The sequence below is a fragment of the Photobacterium kasasachensis genome (assembly GCF_050336885.1).
In the GTDB taxonomy this organism is placed as follows: domain Bacteria; phylum Pseudomonadota; class Gammaproteobacteria; order Enterobacterales; family Vibrionaceae; genus Photobacterium; species Photobacterium kasasachensis.
Genome location: NZ_JAKJSH010000005.1, coordinates 353,120 through 370,069, shown reverse-complemented (window position 1 = coordinate 370,069; position 16,950 = coordinate 353,120). Strand labels below are relative to the sequence as shown.

The 16,950-nt window shown below is 46.3% G+C and carries 17 protein-coding genes; 8 read left to right on the top strand and 9 right to left on the bottom strand.

Annotation, left to right across the window (positions count from 1 at the left end; all coding sequences use genetic code 11):
* Positions 1-15: 15 nt before the first annotated feature.
* Positions 16-1,596: a 2Fe-2S iron-sulfur cluster-binding protein gene (locus tag L4D19_RS06000; RefSeq protein ID WP_428451669.1), complete on the top strand. Its 1,581-nt coding sequence runs from the start codon at positions 16-18 to the stop codon at positions 1,594-1,596.
* A 103-nt stretch (positions 1,597-1,699) separates the two neighbouring features.
* Here L4D19_RS06000 and L4D19_RS05995 read toward each other — a convergent pair whose 3' ends face one another.
* Positions 1,700-2,599 carry an AraC family transcriptional regulator gene (locus L4D19_RS05995; RefSeq protein ID WP_428451668.1) on the bottom strand — a complete coding sequence of 300 codons (900 nt, stop codon included), beginning with the start codon at positions 2,597-2,599 and terminating at the stop codon, positions 1,700-1,702.
* A gap of 186 nt (positions 2,600-2,785) precedes the next feature.
* Between L4D19_RS05995 and L4D19_RS05990 the strand changes: the two genes are divergently transcribed.
* Entirely contained in the window at positions 2,786-3,937 is a 1,152-nt protein-coding gene (locus L4D19_RS05990; protein WP_428451973.1) for an iron-containing alcohol dehydrogenase, read from the top strand.
* A 381-nt stretch (positions 3,938-4,318) separates the two neighbouring features.
* On the opposite strand, the gene L4D19_RS05985 is transcribed toward L4D19_RS05990, so the two are convergent.
* Positions 4,319-4,771 carry an Lrp/AsnC family transcriptional regulator gene (locus L4D19_RS05985; protein ID WP_428451667.1) on the bottom strand — a complete coding sequence of 151 codons (453 nt, stop codon included), beginning with the start codon at positions 4,769-4,771 and terminating at the stop codon, positions 4,319-4,321.
* Between the two features lie 149 nt (positions 4,772-4,920).
* On the opposite strand from L4D19_RS05985, the gene L4D19_RS05980 reads away from it, so the two are divergent.
* Entirely contained in the window at positions 4,921-5,856 is a 936-nt protein-coding gene (locus tag L4D19_RS05980; RefSeq protein ID WP_428451666.1) for a DMT family transporter, read from the top strand.
* Positions 5,857-5,949: 93 nt separating this feature from the next.
* Here the strand turns inward: L4D19_RS05980 and L4D19_RS05975 are convergent, their stop codons facing one another.
* Positions 5,950-6,771, bottom strand: coding sequence for a MipA/OmpV family protein (locus L4D19_RS05975; RefSeq protein ID WP_428451665.1), 822 nt, complete (start codon positions 6,769-6,771; stop codon positions 5,950-5,952).
* A gap of 169 nt (positions 6,772-6,940) precedes the next feature.
* Positions 6,941-7,948 (bottom strand): succinylglutamate desuccinylase/aspartoacylase family protein, encoded by a 1,008-nt coding sequence (locus L4D19_RS05970; RefSeq protein WP_428451664.1) that lies wholly within the window; start codon positions 7,946-7,948, stop codon positions 6,941-6,943.
* Positions 7,949-8,173: 225 nt separating this feature from the next.
* Between L4D19_RS05970 and yidA the strand changes: the two genes are divergently transcribed.
* The gene (yidA, locus tag L4D19_RS05965; protein ID WP_428451663.1) at positions 8,174-8,983 is read left to right on the top strand and encodes a sugar-phosphatase; all 810 of its coding nucleotides are present in this window, start codon (positions 8,174-8,176) and stop codon (positions 8,981-8,983) included.
* 65 nt (positions 8,984-9,048) lie between these two features.
* Here the strand turns inward: yidA and L4D19_RS05960 are convergent, their stop codons facing one another.
* From L4D19_RS05960 to L4D19_RS05945, 4 genes are all read right to left on the bottom strand, one after another.
* The gene (locus L4D19_RS05960) at positions 9,049-9,228 is read right to left on the bottom strand and encodes a hypothetical protein (protein ID WP_428451662.1); all 180 of its coding nucleotides are present in this window, start codon (positions 9,226-9,228) and stop codon (positions 9,049-9,051) included.
* Entirely contained in the window at positions 9,215-9,514 is a 300-nt protein-coding gene (locus tag L4D19_RS05955) for a hypothetical protein (RefSeq protein ID WP_160648985.1), read from the bottom strand. Before L4D19_RS05955 ends, L4D19_RS05960 begins: the two co-directional genes overlap by 14 nt.
* A gap of 356 nt (positions 9,515-9,870) precedes the next feature.
* A complete protein-coding gene (locus tag L4D19_RS05950) occupies positions 9,871-10,062 on the bottom strand; it encodes a hypothetical protein (RefSeq protein WP_075765859.1) in 192 nt (63 codons plus the stop codon).
* 304 nt (positions 10,063-10,366) lie between these two features.
* Entirely contained in the window at positions 10,367-10,777 is a 411-nt protein-coding gene (locus tag L4D19_RS05945) for a GFA family protein (RefSeq protein ID WP_489685910.1), read from the bottom strand.
* Between the two features lie 109 nt (positions 10,778-10,886).
* On the opposite strand from L4D19_RS05945, the gene L4D19_RS05940 reads away from it, so the two are divergent.
* Positions 10,887-11,246, top strand: coding sequence for a winged helix-turn-helix transcriptional regulator (locus tag L4D19_RS05940; protein ID WP_428451661.1), 360 nt, complete (start codon positions 10,887-10,889; stop codon positions 11,244-11,246).
* A 129-nt stretch (positions 11,247-11,375) separates the two neighbouring features.
* Here the strand turns inward: L4D19_RS05940 and L4D19_RS05935 are convergent, their stop codons facing one another.
* On the bottom strand, positions 11,376-12,359 hold the full coding sequence (locus L4D19_RS05935) for a SphA family protein (RefSeq protein WP_428451660.1): 984 nt from the start codon (positions 12,357-12,359) through the stop codon (positions 11,376-11,378).
* 733 nt (positions 12,360-13,092) lie between these two features.
* On the opposite strand from L4D19_RS05935, the gene L4D19_RS05930 reads away from it, so the two are divergent.
* From L4D19_RS05930 to L4D19_RS05920, 3 genes are all read left to right on the top strand, one after another.
* Positions 13,093-14,625, top strand: coding sequence for a hypothetical protein (locus L4D19_RS05930; protein WP_428451659.1), 1,533 nt, complete (start codon positions 13,093-13,095; stop codon positions 14,623-14,625).
* A gap of 14 nt (positions 14,626-14,639) precedes the next feature.
* Positions 14,640-15,476 (top strand): hypothetical protein, encoded by an 837-nt coding sequence (locus tag L4D19_RS05925; RefSeq protein ID WP_089153686.1) that lies wholly within the window; start codon positions 14,640-14,642, stop codon positions 15,474-15,476.
* A gap of 292 nt (positions 15,477-15,768) precedes the next feature.
* A complete protein-coding gene (locus tag L4D19_RS05920; RefSeq protein WP_428451658.1) occupies positions 15,769-16,893 on the top strand; it encodes an OmpA family protein in 1,125 nt (374 codons plus the stop codon).
* Positions 16,894-16,950: the final 57 nt, after the last annotated feature.

The following is a 16,950-nucleotide window of genomic DNA, read 5'->3' as shown; positions in this document are numbered from 1 at the left end:
AGCGAGGATAACACCATGGGACATAAATATGCAGAAATCGCTTTTACCCGTAATGTGCGAGATATTCAAACGGCCAATGGTAGTAGAGATGGCTATTCAGCGATGGATCAAAGCCCGGATCACAATCACCTTCTTAGCGAACGGGAAACGACTTTTATCCATGCCCGAGATAGCTTTTACATGGCCAGCGTGGGTGAAACTGGCTGGCCATACGTGCAGCACAGGGGCGGACCAATAGGGTTTATAAAAGTACTGGATGCCCGGACCATTGGCTTCGCCGACTATTCCGGTAATCGGCAATTTATCAGTACAGGCAACTTCATCAACGATGATCGTGTCTCACTGTTTTTTATGGATTACCCAAACCGTACGCGTCTGAAAATGTTCGGCCGGGTCCGTGTGATCGGACACGATGAGCACGATTTGCTTGCCCTACTCGAAGATGAACATTACCGTGCCCGGATCGAGCGTGGTTTTATCATTACCGTCGAAGCCTTCGACTGGAACTGCCCGCAACATATCACCCCACGCTATACAGAGGCGGACATTGACAACTTGCTTGCCCCACTGATTGATGAAAACCGGCAGTTAAAAGAAGCGGCTAGCTCGATGGTGAAGCCCATGACCAATGTACTTGGTACCGGGGAACTAGAACTGGTCGTCAGTGGTATTCGCCAGCTCACCTCCCGTGTTCGCGCCTTTGAACTACGCGCGCCAAATGGCAGTGAATTACCCGCAGTAGAAGCAGGTGCCCACCTTGAAATACCCATTATGTTGGAATCGGGCGATGTCGAAACACGGCATTATTCTATCGCCTCCAACCCTGCCCGTCGGGACGCCTACGAAATAGCCGTTCTAAGAGAAGACGATGGAACCGGAGGCTCCAAGGCCGTACATAATAGCTATCAGATTGGCATGACAATTCGTACGCCACAACCTGCGAATTACTTTAAGCTTCACCAAGATAACCGCCCGGCGGTATTGATCGCAGGCGGTATCGGGATCACGCCGATAAAGGCGATGGCACAAGCTCTTGTTACCCGTGGAATATCAATGCAGCTTCATTACGCCGGTCGCAGCTTCGCCGATATGCCTTACAGAGACCGCCTGCAAAAAGAGTTTGCACAGAAAATAACCCTCTACAGCTCGGCTGCCGGTGAACACCTAGATATTCTGACGATTCTAAAATCTGTACCTGAAAATGCCGCTTTCTATGTGTGTGGCCCTACCCGGCTTATTGACGAAGTACTGGCTACGGCCCAAGACGTTGGCATCAATGAAGACCGACTTCGCTTCGAGCGCTTTAGCGCCGAAAAGCCTAGCGATGCAAAACCAGTCCACATTGAACTAGCGCGATCTGGTGTGGCAATTCAAGTGAGGGCTGATCAGACTATCCTGGATGCCATTCAGTCTGAAGGAGTAAATATCCCGCATAGTTGTAAGGCGGGAAACTGTAAGTCCTGTGCTGTCAAAGTGATCCAAGGACGTCCCGACCATCGCGACTCAGCACTTTCAGCCGATGAAAGAAACGAGCAACACTTGATGTGCCCTTGCGTTTCCCGCGCTGTTACCGACAAACTCGTACTGGATATCTGATAACACCATAACCACCTGCCAGCTCTGCTGCCGAGCTGGCCATGAGATCGCCAATGAAGCAGATAAAGCCCAATCAAGACACAATGATTAATAGTAGCGACGCCTATTGCACAAATCCGATATCGGCTGCCTTACTCGGCGGCAGACCAAAGTAACGCTTGAATTCGCGGCTGAACTGGGTAGCACTTTCATAACCGACTTTTACAGCCGCAACATTGGCTGGCATTCTGTCTTGTACCATCAGGGTCCTTGCTTTATTTAATCGGATTTTCTTGATGTATTGCAGCGGAGGATCCGTCACAACCTGCTTAAAGGCACGATGAAATGAAGACACGCTCATCCCAGCCATATCGGCCAGATCATCAATCGCCAGCTTTTGCTCATAATGGGCCTGCACATGATTGATAACTTTAGATACCCGAGACAGGGCGCTATCTTGCTTACAGTATTGGGCAAGTAGGTAACCTTGTTCCCCCTGCAAGAGCAGATAAAAGAACTCCCGTACAATCTGAGGCCCCAACACCTTTGAATCAAGCGGATTATGTAACGCCTTCAGCAAGCGAGTCATACAACTGGTTATATCAGGGGTGATCCGGGCAGCTGCGACACCACGCCCATTCGGCTCGGCGCTTAATATGCCAGGATCTCCATGTTGTTCGATTAGCTCAACAAGCTGTTGGATGACAGTAAGGTCGAACCCTATATCAATCCCGATGAGCGGTGACTCTTCCGATGCAAAGGTTTCACAGGCTATAGGGTAAGGCGTTGCCACAATCAGACAATGCTCCGTATCATATTCAAAACGGTAGTCATTCAAATGGCCTACCTTGTTGCCCTGAAAAATAATCACCACGCCCTGCTGGTACATCTGAGGCGTCACTTTATGGTATTTATTTATTCTGAATAACCTGACACCCGGTAAGCTGGTATCGACCCGCCCTATCTGCTTATCCAGCCCGTGTTGTTCACATAGCGATGTCGCTAAGCTGACTGTATTGTTCATGTCTACCTCCGATAGAGCCATCATCGCCGTTACAGTCACGAATGCAAGCACCTCCCATAAAAAAGTAGAATTAGGCAAGCATTAGAGAGAATCGTGTATTAAACAGTTACCAGAACTCTCCTAGACTATACCCTATCAATTTAAGGCCGTGTAAAGGCTGATAATGACTCTCACCGGAGAACAATGATGAACAAGTTCACTTATCAAAACCCTACCCGTATTCATTTTGGTGAAGGCCAGATCGCTGCTATCACCAATGATATTCCGAAAGATAAGAAAGTTCTGGTTACCTATGGTGGTGGCTCAATCAAAAGCAACGGTGTCTACGCGCAAGTAGAAGCGGCACTGGCTGATCACCAATGGGGAGAGTTCGCTGGTATCGAGCCAAACCCACAATACGATACCCTGATGAAAGCCGTTGATATGATCAAAGCAGAAGGTTATGACTACCTGCTGGCCGTTGGCGGTGGTTCAGTTATCGACGGTACAAAGTTCATTGCTGCAGCAGCTAGCTACGAAGGGGAAGACCCATGGAACATCCTGGCAGCAAATGAAGCGGTAAAAGCAGCCGTGCCACTTGCCTGCGTACTGACCTTACCGGCAACTGGCTCGGAAAACAACATGGGCGCTGTTGTCTCTCGCGGTAAAGACAAGCTGGCATTTATGTCTCCGCTGGTTCAGCCAATTTTTGCTGTACTGGATCCGAAAACAACCTTGAGCCTGTCGCCTCGCCAGGTTGCAAATGGCGTTGTTGATGCCTTCGTTCACGTGATGGAGCAATACCTGACCTTCCCTGCAAACGCCAAAGTGCAGGATCGTTTTGCCGAGGGTCTATTACTTACCCTTATTGAAGAAGGCCCTAAAGCACTCGCGACTCCAGATGATATGGATGTACGTTCCAATGTTATGTGGTCGGCAACTCAGGCGCTTAACGGCCTGATCGGTGTCGGTGTTCCTCAAGACTGGACGACCCACATGATTGGACATGAGCTTACTGGCAACTACGGTATCGATCATGCCCGTACTCTGAGCATCGTTCTGCCTGCCGTCATGCAAGAGCGTCGTGCCGACAAAGAAGCCAAACTGCTTCAGTACGGCGAACGTATCTTTGGTATTACCGAAGGCTCTGTTGATGAACGCATTGATACTGCCATTGCCCAAACTATTGCTTTCTTCAAGCAGATGGAAGTACCAACACGTCTTGCAGATGTCGACCTTGATGCATCAGCGATTGACACACTAGTCGCCGGCCTTGAAAAGCATGGCATGAAAGCACTGGGCGAGCACGGAAACATTGCTATTGCAGACAGCCGAGCTATCTTAGAAACAGCGCTGTAATCAGTAAGAAATTAGCCACGAGTAACAGTAAGCCCATCACATATTGTGGTGGGCTTCTTTATTGCCAACGTATTCTCTTTTGATCACTCATAGCTTGATAACATGTTCACAGTTAGAGCACTTCCAGATGGACGCATAAACCAGCCTTTGCCACCAATTGCGATGAACACGAATCATTGCAGCATTGCATTTTTCACACATAATCAACATTAACCTCAATAGCAACAGCTTATATTTGCCACCGGTGCGTATGTTGCACCGTAAATAAACACGGTTCGGCAAACAATTTCCATCTGTTTGATTTATAGGAATATAAAACCGTAAAATCAAATAATAGCGAAGCTGTATGTGAGTCCATTGAGAGTGAGCAGGCACTTTCTGCTAGGTTACCGGCAAAGGTGTTCCTTGTTTCACAGGGCGGATCGCAAGGTTGGTATTGATATCCTTGACCATATTGAGAGTCTGTAGCTTACGCATAAAGCCTTCATAGTGCTGTAGATCTTTACTCACGACTTCTAACAAATAGTCATATTGGCCCGAAATCACATGGCAACTGATCACTTCAGGCATGCATTCGACGGCATTTTCAAACTCGCTGATAGCCTGGTCACGATGATTGCTTAAACTCACGTTGACGAAGAATGTCATCATCAAACCCAGCTTCTGCCGATTAAGCTTGACCTGATAGCCCGCTATCACCCCCTCAGATTCAAGCAATTTGATCCGTCGGGCGCAGGGAGAGACAGACAACCCAACGGCATCTGCAATTTCTGCCGTGGTTTTACGTACGTCACCCTGTAGCTCCGCCAATATCTGCTTGTCTTTCCTGTCCATCCACACCTCACTAACCAAAATAACCAATTATCCTTCACATATTGGTAATATTTATCAAGCAAGGTGTCAATACCCTGCTCTTTTGCCAACTTTAACCCTGGATAATTATTCATACTGTTATTCCAGACAAATAAATCGCGGACTATAAAATGGAACTAGCGGCAAAAAAGGAAAAAGGGTTGGGTTTACTCGCAATGTTGGCAACCCTACTCATTTGGGCCAGTTTCTTCATCTCGCTAAGGGCTTCAGGTCAGTCACCGCTCACTGTCGGGGATATAGCACTACTACGTTTCATACCTGCGGCACTGGTATTCGGCGTCTTGAGCCTGCCCAAGGCAAATCAAATCAAAGCGACACCCAAACGCTACCTTCTTGCCATCGCTTTCGGCGCCGGTTTGCCTTTCTTTCTATTGGCGGCCAATGGACTACGCTTAGCACCTGTTGCCGATGGTGCCTCACTAATTCCGGGGATCCTCCCCCTCTTCGTGTCATCCATCGCGGCTTATTGCTATCGTGAAAAAATATCCCATATCAGGAAACTGGGCATTGGTTTGATATTTATCGGTATAGGTTTGTTTATCGCCCACTCGTTATCGAGTGGTCAGCATCAAATTATACAAGGGCACGGGTTACTACTGGCAGCAAGTTTCAGCTGGGCCTGGTACACCATTGGGTTGCGGGTGAGTGGCCTGTCTCCCATTGTTGGCGGCGCCATACTGGCCATCTCGGCCTGCCTGTTGTTACCGGTTTTCTATGTGATGGACTGGGTTGAATTTAACGTGATGGCAGCCCCGGCTAGTAATGTCGTCTTTCACCTGTTAATTCAAGGGATCGCCGCCGGGATCATCGCCAACTTCAGTTATGGGTATGCTATTTCGCGGCTTGGTGCAGAGATGAGCGCGGCCCTGGGCTCGTTTACTCCTGTTATCGCGGCCTTGATGGCTGTTGTGATTTTTGATGAATCACTGACGCTTACAACAGCGACTGCCATGGGGATGATTGTTATAGGGGCACTTTCGGCCAGCGAAATCATCAAGCTAAGGCCGAAGGTCATTCGCTCGCTTGCCAAGCCTACTAATCCATAGACGAGATTAAGTCTGATAGTATGGCAGAGGTAAAAGAGGTCAGTAAGTATTTACCAGCTTACTGACCTCTTAGCATTTAACTAGTCGATTAACTTAAAAAACATAAGAAATACCGATAGAGCCCTGGCTGGTTACTGACGCCGCGATAATCGGGCTTTTCTCGATATCACCTTCCAGGTTGGTATATCGGACACTTGCATTGAGCCTTAGGCTTTCTGTTACAAAGACATACCCGCTCAACCCCACGAAATATTGGCCATCCCAATCGGCATCAAATACATCCAGACCAGAACGTAGCGACTCCTCATTTGAAACACCATATAAATGGTTGTTAATACGATCACTATTATACGAATAACCAAGCTGTGGCGTGATACCGAAGCGGTTCATCCTGATTGGTAACCTCCAAGACGCTTCCGCGTACAAGCCGTTATGCTTGTTACCCAGATCAGTACCGGCTCCGACTTCAAAAACACCAACCTGCGAGATCATCTGATAGCTGATACCACCAAGCACCGATGCTTCACGCTCATCCAGTTTCTGAATTTTGGCATCATTTGAGTCTGAAGGCTTCAGTGTTCTTGGATCATAGGCCAGCCGGAAGATCACATTTGTCGGAGTACCGATTGGATATAACCTTACCCCTGCAGAAAAACCACGGAAGAATACATGTTCACTTTCGTAGCCTACGGCAGGTATTACAACAACATTAGCATCGGTATCACGATAGACTTCAGGCGCATAAGAGGTTATTGCACCTAGTGATACCTGGCCTGCAGTGGCAGTACCTCCGAATGCAATCAATACAATGCTAGTAGCTGCTTTCAATGCCCTTTTGAAGCTTCCCCAACCAGCTATACCCACTTTTGAGACTGTTGCCTTCTTTACCATTAACACTTCTTCTTTTATGTTCATTACAACTCTCTGACTTCTGCTTTTTCTACACTGCAACTTTTCACCTGCGCGAACGCCGTACGGTATAAGGCCAAAATAAAAGGCGAATAAATCGCCCTCTACATAATGCCCCGCACTATACCGTCATGATGCCCGTAAATCCACAAGTTCCTTATATCAATGCGACATACTACTTAAGCAAGCGAACCAATAAGGTGCCCGGCTCACGCATAGGGTCCTGATTGACACTGAGCACATAGCCGCTTGATGGGGCTTCATAACGCTGAAGTTCATCGCCGAAGCTATCATATTGAATCGCAACCAACTGTCCGGCTTCAACACGAGAACCAATTTCCACCTGAGGCAATGCAAAGCCTCCGACTTCTGAACGTACAGTGATCACTTTCTTGCCCTCATAATGTTCCTGAGTGGCTGGCTTCGGCTCACCTTCAATAACACCTTCGGCTTTTAGAATGTTCAAAACGCCCTGCAAAGAGCGCTCGATCATATCAGGTTGTAACACCTTGCCAGCACCTACCTCAACGGTAATCGATGGAACACCACTTCGATTCCAGACAGTCTCAAGTACACCTTCATCACCGGGATCATCAAAAATGCAATCCGGGTTCATCAGGCGTGCCATTTTTACAGTTTGGGGAATACGGTAATCCGCAAAAACATAAAGCGGATACTCAGCACCTCGGGTTTGGGTGTGTAAGTCGATCGCAAAATCAGCATTATGGCCCAGCAAATTCTGCCAAATCGCAGCGATATAGCGCTGGGCAGCATCGCCATCCGGGTTGCCCGGAAAAATACGGTTGATGTTCGTCGGTGAGGCATCGGGATCAGACGGGATAAAGTCTCGGCTATGCATGAGCATCCCTGATACATTCACTATCGGCACAACGGTTACTGTCCCCTTGATAGGCTGCGACTGCAATTGCTGGATGATCTTCTGCGCCGTGATCACGCCATTTAGTTCATCACCGTGAACACCAGCAGTGATCATGACTTTTGGGCCATCGACCTCTGGTTCTCCACGAAAAACGATCACCGGTAAATGCCAGCTTTGGCCGATACCGTTATTTTGCGGCCTAAACCAAAAACTGTGGATCCCTTCAGGCAATTCTTCAGCCTGGAGATGTTCTATCACCTGCCGGCCTTGCAACACATCTTGCGTATATACCGTTTTACTCACTTTACTTCCCCTACCCTAGCTCTTATGACATGACTTGGTTTCATTCCTCAATGTAAGCAACATACCATTCAAAATAAAGCAAAGTGTCGCTAACAAGTACTTGCAACTAAGTTTTCTATCGGTAATAAGCGAACAGGTAAGCACACTGTCATCTATTTATGTCGAGTTGATCACATAAATTGATTATTATGTGCGTTCTAAAATTTTTGACTGTGGATACACACTATGTACAAACTGGTTGCACTCGATATGGATGGCACCCTGCTTAACTCGCAGAAAGAGGTTTCTGCACGTACCAAGCAAGCAATTAAAGATGCCAGAGCACAAGGCGTTCATGTCGTATTAGCATCAGGCCGACCACTTGAGGGAATGGCGGACTACCTTGCACAGCTAGGCATGACCAGCAATGACGACTATGTACTTAGCTATAATGCATCGCTGGTACAGCGCGTTGAAAGCAGAGAGATTATCAGAAAACAAATCATGAAAGGCAGTGATGCCAAGAATATTGCCAGCCTTAGCCACGATCTGGGTGTGTTCGTCCATGCATTTTCACCGTCTCGCGGCCTGATCACACCTCAAAACAACACCTACACCCAGCACGAATCGACGATCAACGGCGTAGAGGTCACTGAAATTGATTTTGCCGAGCTCGACAACGACGAAGAGATCATCAAAGTTATGATGGTCGCGGATCCTGAAGTTCTGTCATCAGCGATTACCCAGCTGCCTGAGTCGCTATACCAGCAGTACACGATTGTGCAAAGTGCGCCATTCTTCCTTGAGCTGCTAAACCCTAAAAGCAACAAAGGCGCTGGTGTTGCCATGCTGGCTGAGCACCTCGGGATTGATGCAAGTGAAGTGATCTGTATGGGTGATGCCGGTAACGACCATCACATGATCAAATATGCCGGCCTTGGTGTGGCGATGGGTAACGCCACCGAAGATACCAAAGCCTTAGCAAACCATATAACAAGCAGCAATGACGATGATGGTGTTGCCCTGGTGATTGAAGAGTTTATTCTTAAGAAATAACTAAATAATAAAAAGCAGGCTGTAAACACAGCCTGCTTTGTCACAAAACCAATACCTACGATGGCCTAACCAACTTCAATTGTAACTTCTACCGTTTCTACCGCTTCGCTACTGCCCGGAGGGAAATGCTTAAATAAAACACTTCCTGTCCCTTGACGGATTGCTTCAAATTGATAAATGTTTTTACCCGGGCTACCAATTAAACCAATATTAGTTTCTAGGTCGCGGACATTAAGGCGCAACACGCTCAATTTCAGTAATGGAATAATGGACTTTTCCTTCCTGGTCTGGCAGAGATACAAAGATATGTACTTTAGCCATGTAAGCTTCGGCATCAGGATACACAGGTTGTGCGCGGCAGAAATAGACATAATTCATACCGGCGACGACCTGTTGCTGACCAGCAAGCGGTTTGTAATCAACGCCCACAATAGAGTGCATGACTTCGAAAGCCGCGACCATTTGTAAGGGAAACTCTTCAGGTAGAAGAAGAGAGCCGTAAGCGCCAACGTTACTGACATTGTTTGACATAATAAGTCTCCTGATTGATGGTGTTATTATTTGACTGACTAATTCAAAAGAGATGTTATAGCCATTCAGGGACGGAAACGATTACACTTTATTACACGAACTATAGGAATTTGATTACTAAAGCTTTCTTTACGGGTTATTCTTTATTACGGGTTGATATTAGCCACAGGCCGTATCATGCAATATACCCGCAGCGAGACATACAATTGCAACAATGAGATAGTTGTATTTAGCGCATTATCACTGCCAACAAAAAAGCCGATCATATGATCAGCTTTTCTTCAGTTATTCAGCGATTCAATTATCAGTTAGTCGCCGTGTTGAGCGCCCTCAGTTAGGGGCAACAGACCGCTTGTTCACAACAAGCCTTCAACGCGAGCCTGGTGCAAAACGATGGGATCCACAGCGGCATAAGCAGCATCCCATAGCGCACCGATATACATCCTTTCTTTTCCTTTAGCCGCGCGTTCCAACTGGTCGAGCTTTCGTAGCTCATCCAATGTTAGCGGCTGCTTAAACAGTGCTTTAGCCCTCTCTAGTTTTTCCATGTGCCTATCCTCGCAATATCAAATTGAGAAGCTAACTAGGCATTACAAGCTAGCTGGCCAGTTTAATATCACGATGGCGACATCCATTCAGATTCCCGTCGCCAATGTTCGCAAAACCATTATAAATGTAAGTGTATTTTGATGCGTGAGAGATAGCGTGACTCAAGCCTCAATAGCTGAAATATTATTCATGGATTTGTAAGTAAAAAATGCGGAAGATAAAAGAAAAGGCATCGCATTATCGTTCAATAGTCAGCCTCCAGCTTTTTACTGGAGGCCCTTCTTATTATCTTGTGTGGCATCACTACATTTCAGGCATCGTCTCAAATTTCGGTAATGATGGATCCATATGGTCCCAGGATGCTCCGCTACTGCCATATACGACCATTTCAGGTTTAAATAACTCCAAATTGTGCAAGCTACCTACCCGAATAAACTCAAATAGTGGCATACCACTATTTTCTGCATATATGTGACAGCCACAGCTAGGGCAAAACCCTCTTTTTACCACATTGCCACTATCAGCAGTCTTCTCGTGAAAACTAAGCTGCCCAACTATCTTTAGGCTCCCTTTGGGCACAGCAATGTTTGAAATATGGCCTGCCCCACTAATCTTCTGGCAATCATTACATTGGCAGTGTCCTGCCATAACTGCATCTTCGGTACATTCATAAGATATTGAACCGCATAAACACTCGCCTGATAGCCTTTCCATGAGTAGCCTCTTAGTTGTTTACATAGTTGAAATTAAAGATAGTAATGTAACTTCAAAAACGCAAGTTACTATACTAAGATCCAGAAGTGTTGCTTTTGTGGAGTGCTCAATGGATAACAAACCTTCGTTTAAACGCTCTGGCTGCCCAATCGTGAATAGCCTAGATATATTTGGAGATAAATGGACACTTGTTGTACTGAGAGATCTTCATTGCGGTAAGAAAACCTATAGTGATTTGGTCAGCTCACCAGAGAAGATCCCAACTAACAGGCTGGCTGAAAGACTAAAACGGCTTGAAGCTGAAGAAATTATTTCGAAGAATGCATATCAAGATCACCCCAAAAGATATGAGTACCTTTTAACGCAAAAAGGAAAAGATATCTTGCCTATTCTTCAAGAGCTAGCAAGGTGGGGAAATAAATATGTTAAAGGCTCCTGGATACCACCAGAGTGGTTTATGAAAGCATAGATATATGCTTTAAGCCAATTAAATAGAATCTCAAAGTCATAACAGGCTCTAAGACAGATTATATGTAAGGTAAAGGTTGCAGGCAGCGCATCACCACTGTTTTTTCTTAGACAAACCCGCCTGCAACCTTTAATACTCTGCGCGTACTTTTATTGAAATGTTGTCACCTTCAAATCGTCGGCTCACCTCTATGTCATGAAGCCACTTCATTTCAACAGCAAGTTTGGTACGATGCCACTGAGTTCGGTAACTCAATACAGGGCCAATACCAATAGCCTGGCTCTTCATTTCTCCCAGCACAGCCCCTTGGCCACTATCGCCAGTTAACTGTTGATACCAATAACCGCTGACGCCGATACCGGTAAAGCCTCCTAGCAAGATTATGTTCTGAACAAATGTCGACTCGAGGTGAGCTTGTGTCCCCGTCTGGTAATCAGCATCACTGTTACTGCTATTGAAATCTATTCCACCATATACAGAGAACTCTCTGCCGATAGCAGGCTCGATATGCACAAGTCCCAGCGAAGGACTAATGGTCCAGTAGTTCTTACCCGTATTGGCCAGGCGCCCTAGTTCGTAATCGCCCGTTGGGGCATAAAGAGCGAGACGATAATCCCCCCACCACCCTCTGTTGATTGTATGAGAGAACATCAGAGGCTGGATAATCACATCCCCTAAACCGCTTTGCTCTGATACGACTCTTCTAGAAACAGTATCTTGCCCCCCCGTTTCATTCACAATATCAGCCGATACTCTCATCGAGAGATAAGGAAATGTCACTCCCGCACTAAACACCCAGCCGTCGGCAAATTCACCGGCAGGGCTCCAGCGAAGATCTAGGGCGACCTCGTCAGTCTCAATATCCGCCTCTGTTACAGTTTGACCAGCCATTGGCAACTTTGAATTGCCCGATGTTCCTTCAAAGCTGTTAGCTATCAAGCGCACTAAAACGGCTTCATTTGACAGCGACATATCAATGCTCGACGCCATAAAACCGGGAAGGTAATGGCCACTTCCTCCCTCTTCGGCAAAAACCGATGTTGAGATAACAATCAACCAGCAGTCCAGCATCAATAATGTCCATCGCAATAAACACAAAGCGTACTCTGCCATAATACAACCAATCCGGCTTATAAATAGGCGACTCAATTCAGGCTAGAGTGTCAAAATTTCGTCAGGAGCTTGGGTATATACAGAACAGCTTAGCCAACACAAGTCTGAAAGCTGTAGCCGCGATAAGAAAACCCTCGATAATATTATTGATGAGATGCTTCACTGAGAATGAGATAAGGCACTAGCGATACTATGATGGCAAAGCTTCCCATAAGCCCATATCAAAAGTGTGCATTTTTTGCACTTTTAATAAATCCCATAATAAATTTTACGTACATTTATCATAAAACCGTACATTGCAAGAAGAGCAGCAATAAGTAAGTATTTACCGCTTGGATGAGCTGCATTTACATAACCTTTACATTGCTCAATGTCACACACTGTTCAAGTCGTCTGACCAGAATGTAACACAATGAAAATGAAAGCTAACTGGAAAAATCAGTATAGTTTATGATATTATCATTTAGTTAAGAAACTAATAGAGCTAACTAAATTTACATGGCTAAGTTTTGTAGTTCTTGCTATTACCAAACTGCTCGAAAGCGAACAATAATCAAGCAAGATAAACATTGGTAATAATATTCATAACCCATAAGCAGCATGTTTTTGAATTACATTCACTTGTGAATGTTCAATCGATAATGCCTGCCTGTTTTTCGAAACAAACATTAAACAATCATCAGGGACTGATGATGCTAGGTATATCAACAAACACTAAAATAAGAGAGAAGCTATGAACGATTTGATTCAGTTAGCCTCACAATACCGTGGGCTACTGACTATTGTGGTATCCACACTGTCCTTCTTGGTAATTACTTACGTGTGGTGGAGTAGAATTTCACTGTGGCTAAAGTCAATTTCCTACCGCCTTCCACTCATCGGTATCAACAACCGCCTATCACGTCGTCTTGAAATGGACGATCAGGGTTGGTTTAACGCTGAGCGTGAAGTCTGTAACTCATTCGTTCGCGAATACGATAAATACAGCGCCGATAAAGAACATTACCAACAGGCAAGCATCTACCTGGACAAAGTCGGAGACAAAGGGATCACTCCGCTTAAATGGTACCACTGGCTTGGTCTATCGGTTCTGGTTCTCATTGAAGCGGCTGGTTTCGCCTATGTATTGGCTGGCTTTACCCTTCAGGACGCGAGTGAAGCACTGCAAAAAGAAGCGGCGGTTGCTATTGCAATGCTGATCAGTGCTTTGTTGGTCGTGCTTACTCACGCTATGGGTGGTGAGCTATACCGTAACCAGCAAATCGACAAAGTACGACTACGTTGGCAGAACTCGCCTAACAAGCCAAACATCATCGAGCCAAACAACAGTGTGAGCTTGAAGTCGAAGCTAAACCACATCGATGACAATGAACCGGGCTGGCAGCAAATGGCTAACCGTCTGGACAAGGTTAATGCCAACTTCTCCAAAACCTGGGTGATGACAATCGTAACGTTGATCTTCATTGTTATCGTTGCCTCGGGTGCAACCTACGTTCGTGGGCAGGTACTTGAAAAACTTGCCATTGAAGAAGTTCAAGGTGAAGTATCTTCAACTGACGACGTGTTCACATTTGACGACCCGTTTGCGCCACCAGCAGAAGCGATCGAAACGAACGACGCTGCAGATAAGAAAGCCTTGCAAGAAAAAATGTCAGCCCACAAGAAAGCAGGCTGGACGACCTTCATCATCCTGGCCGTTATCTTCATTGCTATGCAGTGTTACAGTATTTACCTGGGTTTCAAAACAACCTTCTCGGGGAAAGAATCCAAAGATGCCTACGGCTCTGTTCATGAGTTTGAAAACGTAACCAGCTTCGTCGCTCACCACAATGCGAAACGCGATGAAGTCGCCCGTATTGCTCAGAGCGTCCTGTCTCATCTGCAGGCTAAAATTTCTCGCTTTGCCCAGAAGAACTCTGGTGAACAGCAAGTACTGCACGCGGCAGCCAACCCGACTAACCGTAGTTTCATCAACTTCATCAAGCTGGAAGTGTTGCGCCACACCCAAAAAGTGGAGCTGGTTGAGCAGGTAAAACCTGCGCCAATTCAACCAACCGCTCAGCCGGCAGCTGCACCAGTTACACCTGCAGCACCAGCTGCTGCTTCAACTGATGGTGAGATTGACCCTGCTATTATTGCTCGAGTGAAGAATGGCGATATCCAAGGCCTGTCTGATGACGTTGTTATCAAGGCAATGACACAAATCAAGCAGCAGAAAGAAGAAACGCCGGAAGAGCGTCTGGCACGTCTTCAGGCAATGGTATAAACAAGGATCACATAATGAAAAGATCATGGATTCTTCCGGCTCTGCTGACTCTTGGTTGCAGCCTGTCTGCCAATGCTGCAATTGATCGCAATGATGTGCCGAGCTGTACAAGTTCACTACCTCAAGAGCTGGTTAACCACTCGAATGAGCGTGAACTGTTCATCGTTCTCGACCGCACGATGGCGCACAGCCTGCATGACAACATGAAGAGCGAAATGTATCAGCAGATCAAGCGCTTCCTTGAACCTGGTGATGCTGTTCAAATGGTTCAGTTCTCGTCGTTCTACAACGATGGCTATACCAATATCGCGTTTCAGGGTAAAACAGATCTGCCACTTGCTCCCGAGCAACGTAACCATGTCAGAAAATCTCAGCTGGCGAAGCTTGATAAGTGCCTGAAGAAGCAGTCGGTGTTCTTCGTCAACAAAATCGGTCAAACACTGAAAGACTCTTTTGTTGCCCAGGAAACCCCAACCAATACCGAGCTGATTGGCACCCTTAGTGACATTGCCAGCCAGATTGTCGCCAACTCTTCTGCCAAGCGTAAGGTTGTTCTGCTCGTTAGCGACATGCTGGAAAACTCGGATATTACCTCCTTCTACGGTAACGGCCGTATCCGTACGATTGACCCGCAGAAAGAGCTTGCTCTGGTTAGCCAAAAGAGCATGTTTACAGACTTTGCGAATGCGGATATCTACATCATTGGTACCGGCGTACTACCTGGCGGTCAATCCTATGTATCAACTCAAAAGATGAAACAACTGCAGACTTTCTGGCAGGGATACTTCCAGCAAAGTAATGCCAAGCTCCTGGGGATGGGGCGGCCTATGTTACTTAGCCAAATGAAGTAACACTCAATACCCAACAAGCCAACTTATGTTGGCTTGTTGGGTGTTTGCTTTAAACAAATAGAATCTTGTAGTCCAATCGCTGACTTAACCCTGACTGCAAAAGATCCACTTTGAAAAGGACTAGGTTATCAACGTGCTTAACGTATTCACTGGCTATCAACACAACTGCTCGAAGCTTGCCAGAAAACTACTCTTAGGCTTGGGTCTCCTCTTGGTATTATCTGGTTGTTCTTCCACCGATAAGGTAAAGACCACCGAAAAAAAGGGCTATTCGGACCAGCAACTTGCCCAAATGTACGCATCCGAGATGGACATCCGGACTGAAGATATCTACCTGTCTAATAACGGCAGCAAACAGAAAGTGGGCACCAAAACCACGTTTCTCAAATTATTCAAATCCGGTGAGACAACGATCACCAACCGCTCTTACCGAGGCTACTTCTACGGTCGCTCGCTAAATATCAACAAAAGGCAGTCATATGTGTTAATCCTTGGCCATACTGATAACAGCGGTAAGGCTGACTTGAACCTGAAAGTCTCTGATAAGAGAGCCAAGTCAATCAGCAACGAATTGCTCACGTTCAAAGTCAACAATAAACATGTCTATTACAAAGGACTAGGCGAATACCAGCCTGTCGCCTCCAACAAAACTGCCGCGGGAAAAGCCCTTAACCGCCGGGTAGAATTGCTGGAATTCTATAACTTCGACGATCTGCAAGCCTACTACGATCACCACTATGCAACGCTTTTAACCGCCAAGTATTACGAGCGCAAAAAGCAGAACCAACAGCAGCAGAAAAAGAAGAATCAGACAGCCAGCAACAAGCGTAAAACACCACCCAAGAAGCTTCCAACGAAGAACTATATCAACTTTGGCGGCGAGCCTTACGATATCAATAAAGTCGATATTGTTGACGCCCTTGGTCCGATCAAGCAAAGTCGCTGGGCCTTGTTCAGCAAGGCATTTGCCAACGAGCCACCGCCCCCAACTTGCCTTGACGATATGCCGAAAGACAAGATTAAGGAAAAGACCCTATCGACCAGCGACTATCTACCGGGAATGAGCCACAAGGCCTGGTGGGCAAAAATGGGGAAAAATGCTGTGCTAATCAACCCTGTCGCCATCGCTAAAAAAGACGCAACGCCAGTCGCAATCCCGACGGTAAGCATCTATAAGAACTATAAAACAAACAAGAAAGCGCTAGCGAAGTATCCTTCTGCAGTAAAAGTTTACAATGCAGAGGACAACATTCTTTTCCGCCTGTTCATTGAAGATAAAAAGTCTTCACTGCGCTGTATTGACCTTGTACTTCCAAAGTACGCAACTTCAAAAGAGTACTCTGCACTCAAAGGCAAACTCTATTACAACGCAACAAGAGGGATCAGAATGGTTGATTTTCTTCCTAAGAAACCATAACCCCTTATCTGCAGGATACCCACCCTACTCTTTGGGCGGGTATCCCGTTTACTGCTT

What these genes read in the sequence shown, in the direction of transcription:
- L4D19_RS05945 (WP_489685910.1), bottom strand. Translation starts at nt 10,777, where the DNA reads ATGGAAAGGCTATCAGGCGAGTGTTTATGCGGTTCAATATCTTATGAA.
- L4D19_RS06000 (WP_428451669.1), top strand. Translation starts at nt 16, where the DNA reads ATGGGACATAAATATGCAGAAATCGCTTTTACCCGTAATGTGCGAGAT.
- L4D19_RS05955 (WP_160648985.1), bottom strand. Translation starts at nt 9,514, where the DNA reads ATGTCAAACAATGTCAGTAACGTTGGCGCTTACGGCTCTCTTCTTCTA.
- L4D19_RS05930 (WP_428451659.1), top strand. Translation starts at nt 13,093, where the DNA reads ATGAACGATTTGATTCAGTTAGCCTCACAATACCGTGGGCTACTGACT.
- L4D19_RS05995 (WP_428451668.1), bottom strand. Translation starts at nt 2,599, where the DNA reads ATGAACAATACAGTCAGCTTAGCGACATCGCTATGTGAACAACACGGG.
- L4D19_RS05920 (WP_428451658.1), top strand. Translation starts at nt 15,769, where the DNA reads ATGTACGCATCCGAGATGGACATCCGGACTGAAGATATCTACCTGTCT.
- yidA (WP_428451663.1), top strand. Translation starts at nt 8,174, where the DNA reads ATGTACAAACTGGTTGCACTCGATATGGATGGCACCCTGCTTAACTCG.
- L4D19_RS05975 (WP_428451665.1), bottom strand. Translation starts at nt 6,771, where the DNA reads ATGAACATAAAAGAAGAAGTGTTAATGGTAAAGAAGGCAACAGTCTCA.
- L4D19_RS05925 (WP_089153686.1), top strand. Translation starts at nt 14,640, where the DNA reads ATGAAAAGATCATGGATTCTTCCGGCTCTGCTGACTCTTGGTTGCAGC.
- L4D19_RS05935 (WP_428451660.1), bottom strand. Translation starts at nt 12,359, where the DNA reads ATGGCAGAGTACGCTTTGTGTTTATTGCGATGGACATTATTGATGCTG.
- L4D19_RS05940 (WP_428451661.1), top strand. Translation starts at nt 10,887, where the DNA reads ATGGATAACAAACCTTCGTTTAAACGCTCTGGCTGCCCAATCGTGAAT.
- L4D19_RS05985 (WP_428451667.1), bottom strand. Translation starts at nt 4,771, where the DNA reads ATGGACAGGAAAGACAAGCAGATATTGGCGGAGCTACAGGGTGACGTA.
- L4D19_RS05950 (WP_075765859.1), bottom strand. Translation starts at nt 10,062, where the DNA reads ATGGAAAAACTAGAGAGGGCTAAAGCACTGTTTAAGCAGCCGCTAACA.
- L4D19_RS05980 (WP_428451666.1), top strand. Translation starts at nt 4,921, where the DNA reads ATGGAACTAGCGGCAAAAAAGGAAAAAGGGTTGGGTTTACTCGCAATG.
- L4D19_RS05990 (WP_428451973.1), top strand. Translation starts at nt 2,786, where the DNA reads ATGAACAAGTTCACTTATCAAAACCCTACCCGTATTCATTTTGGTGAA.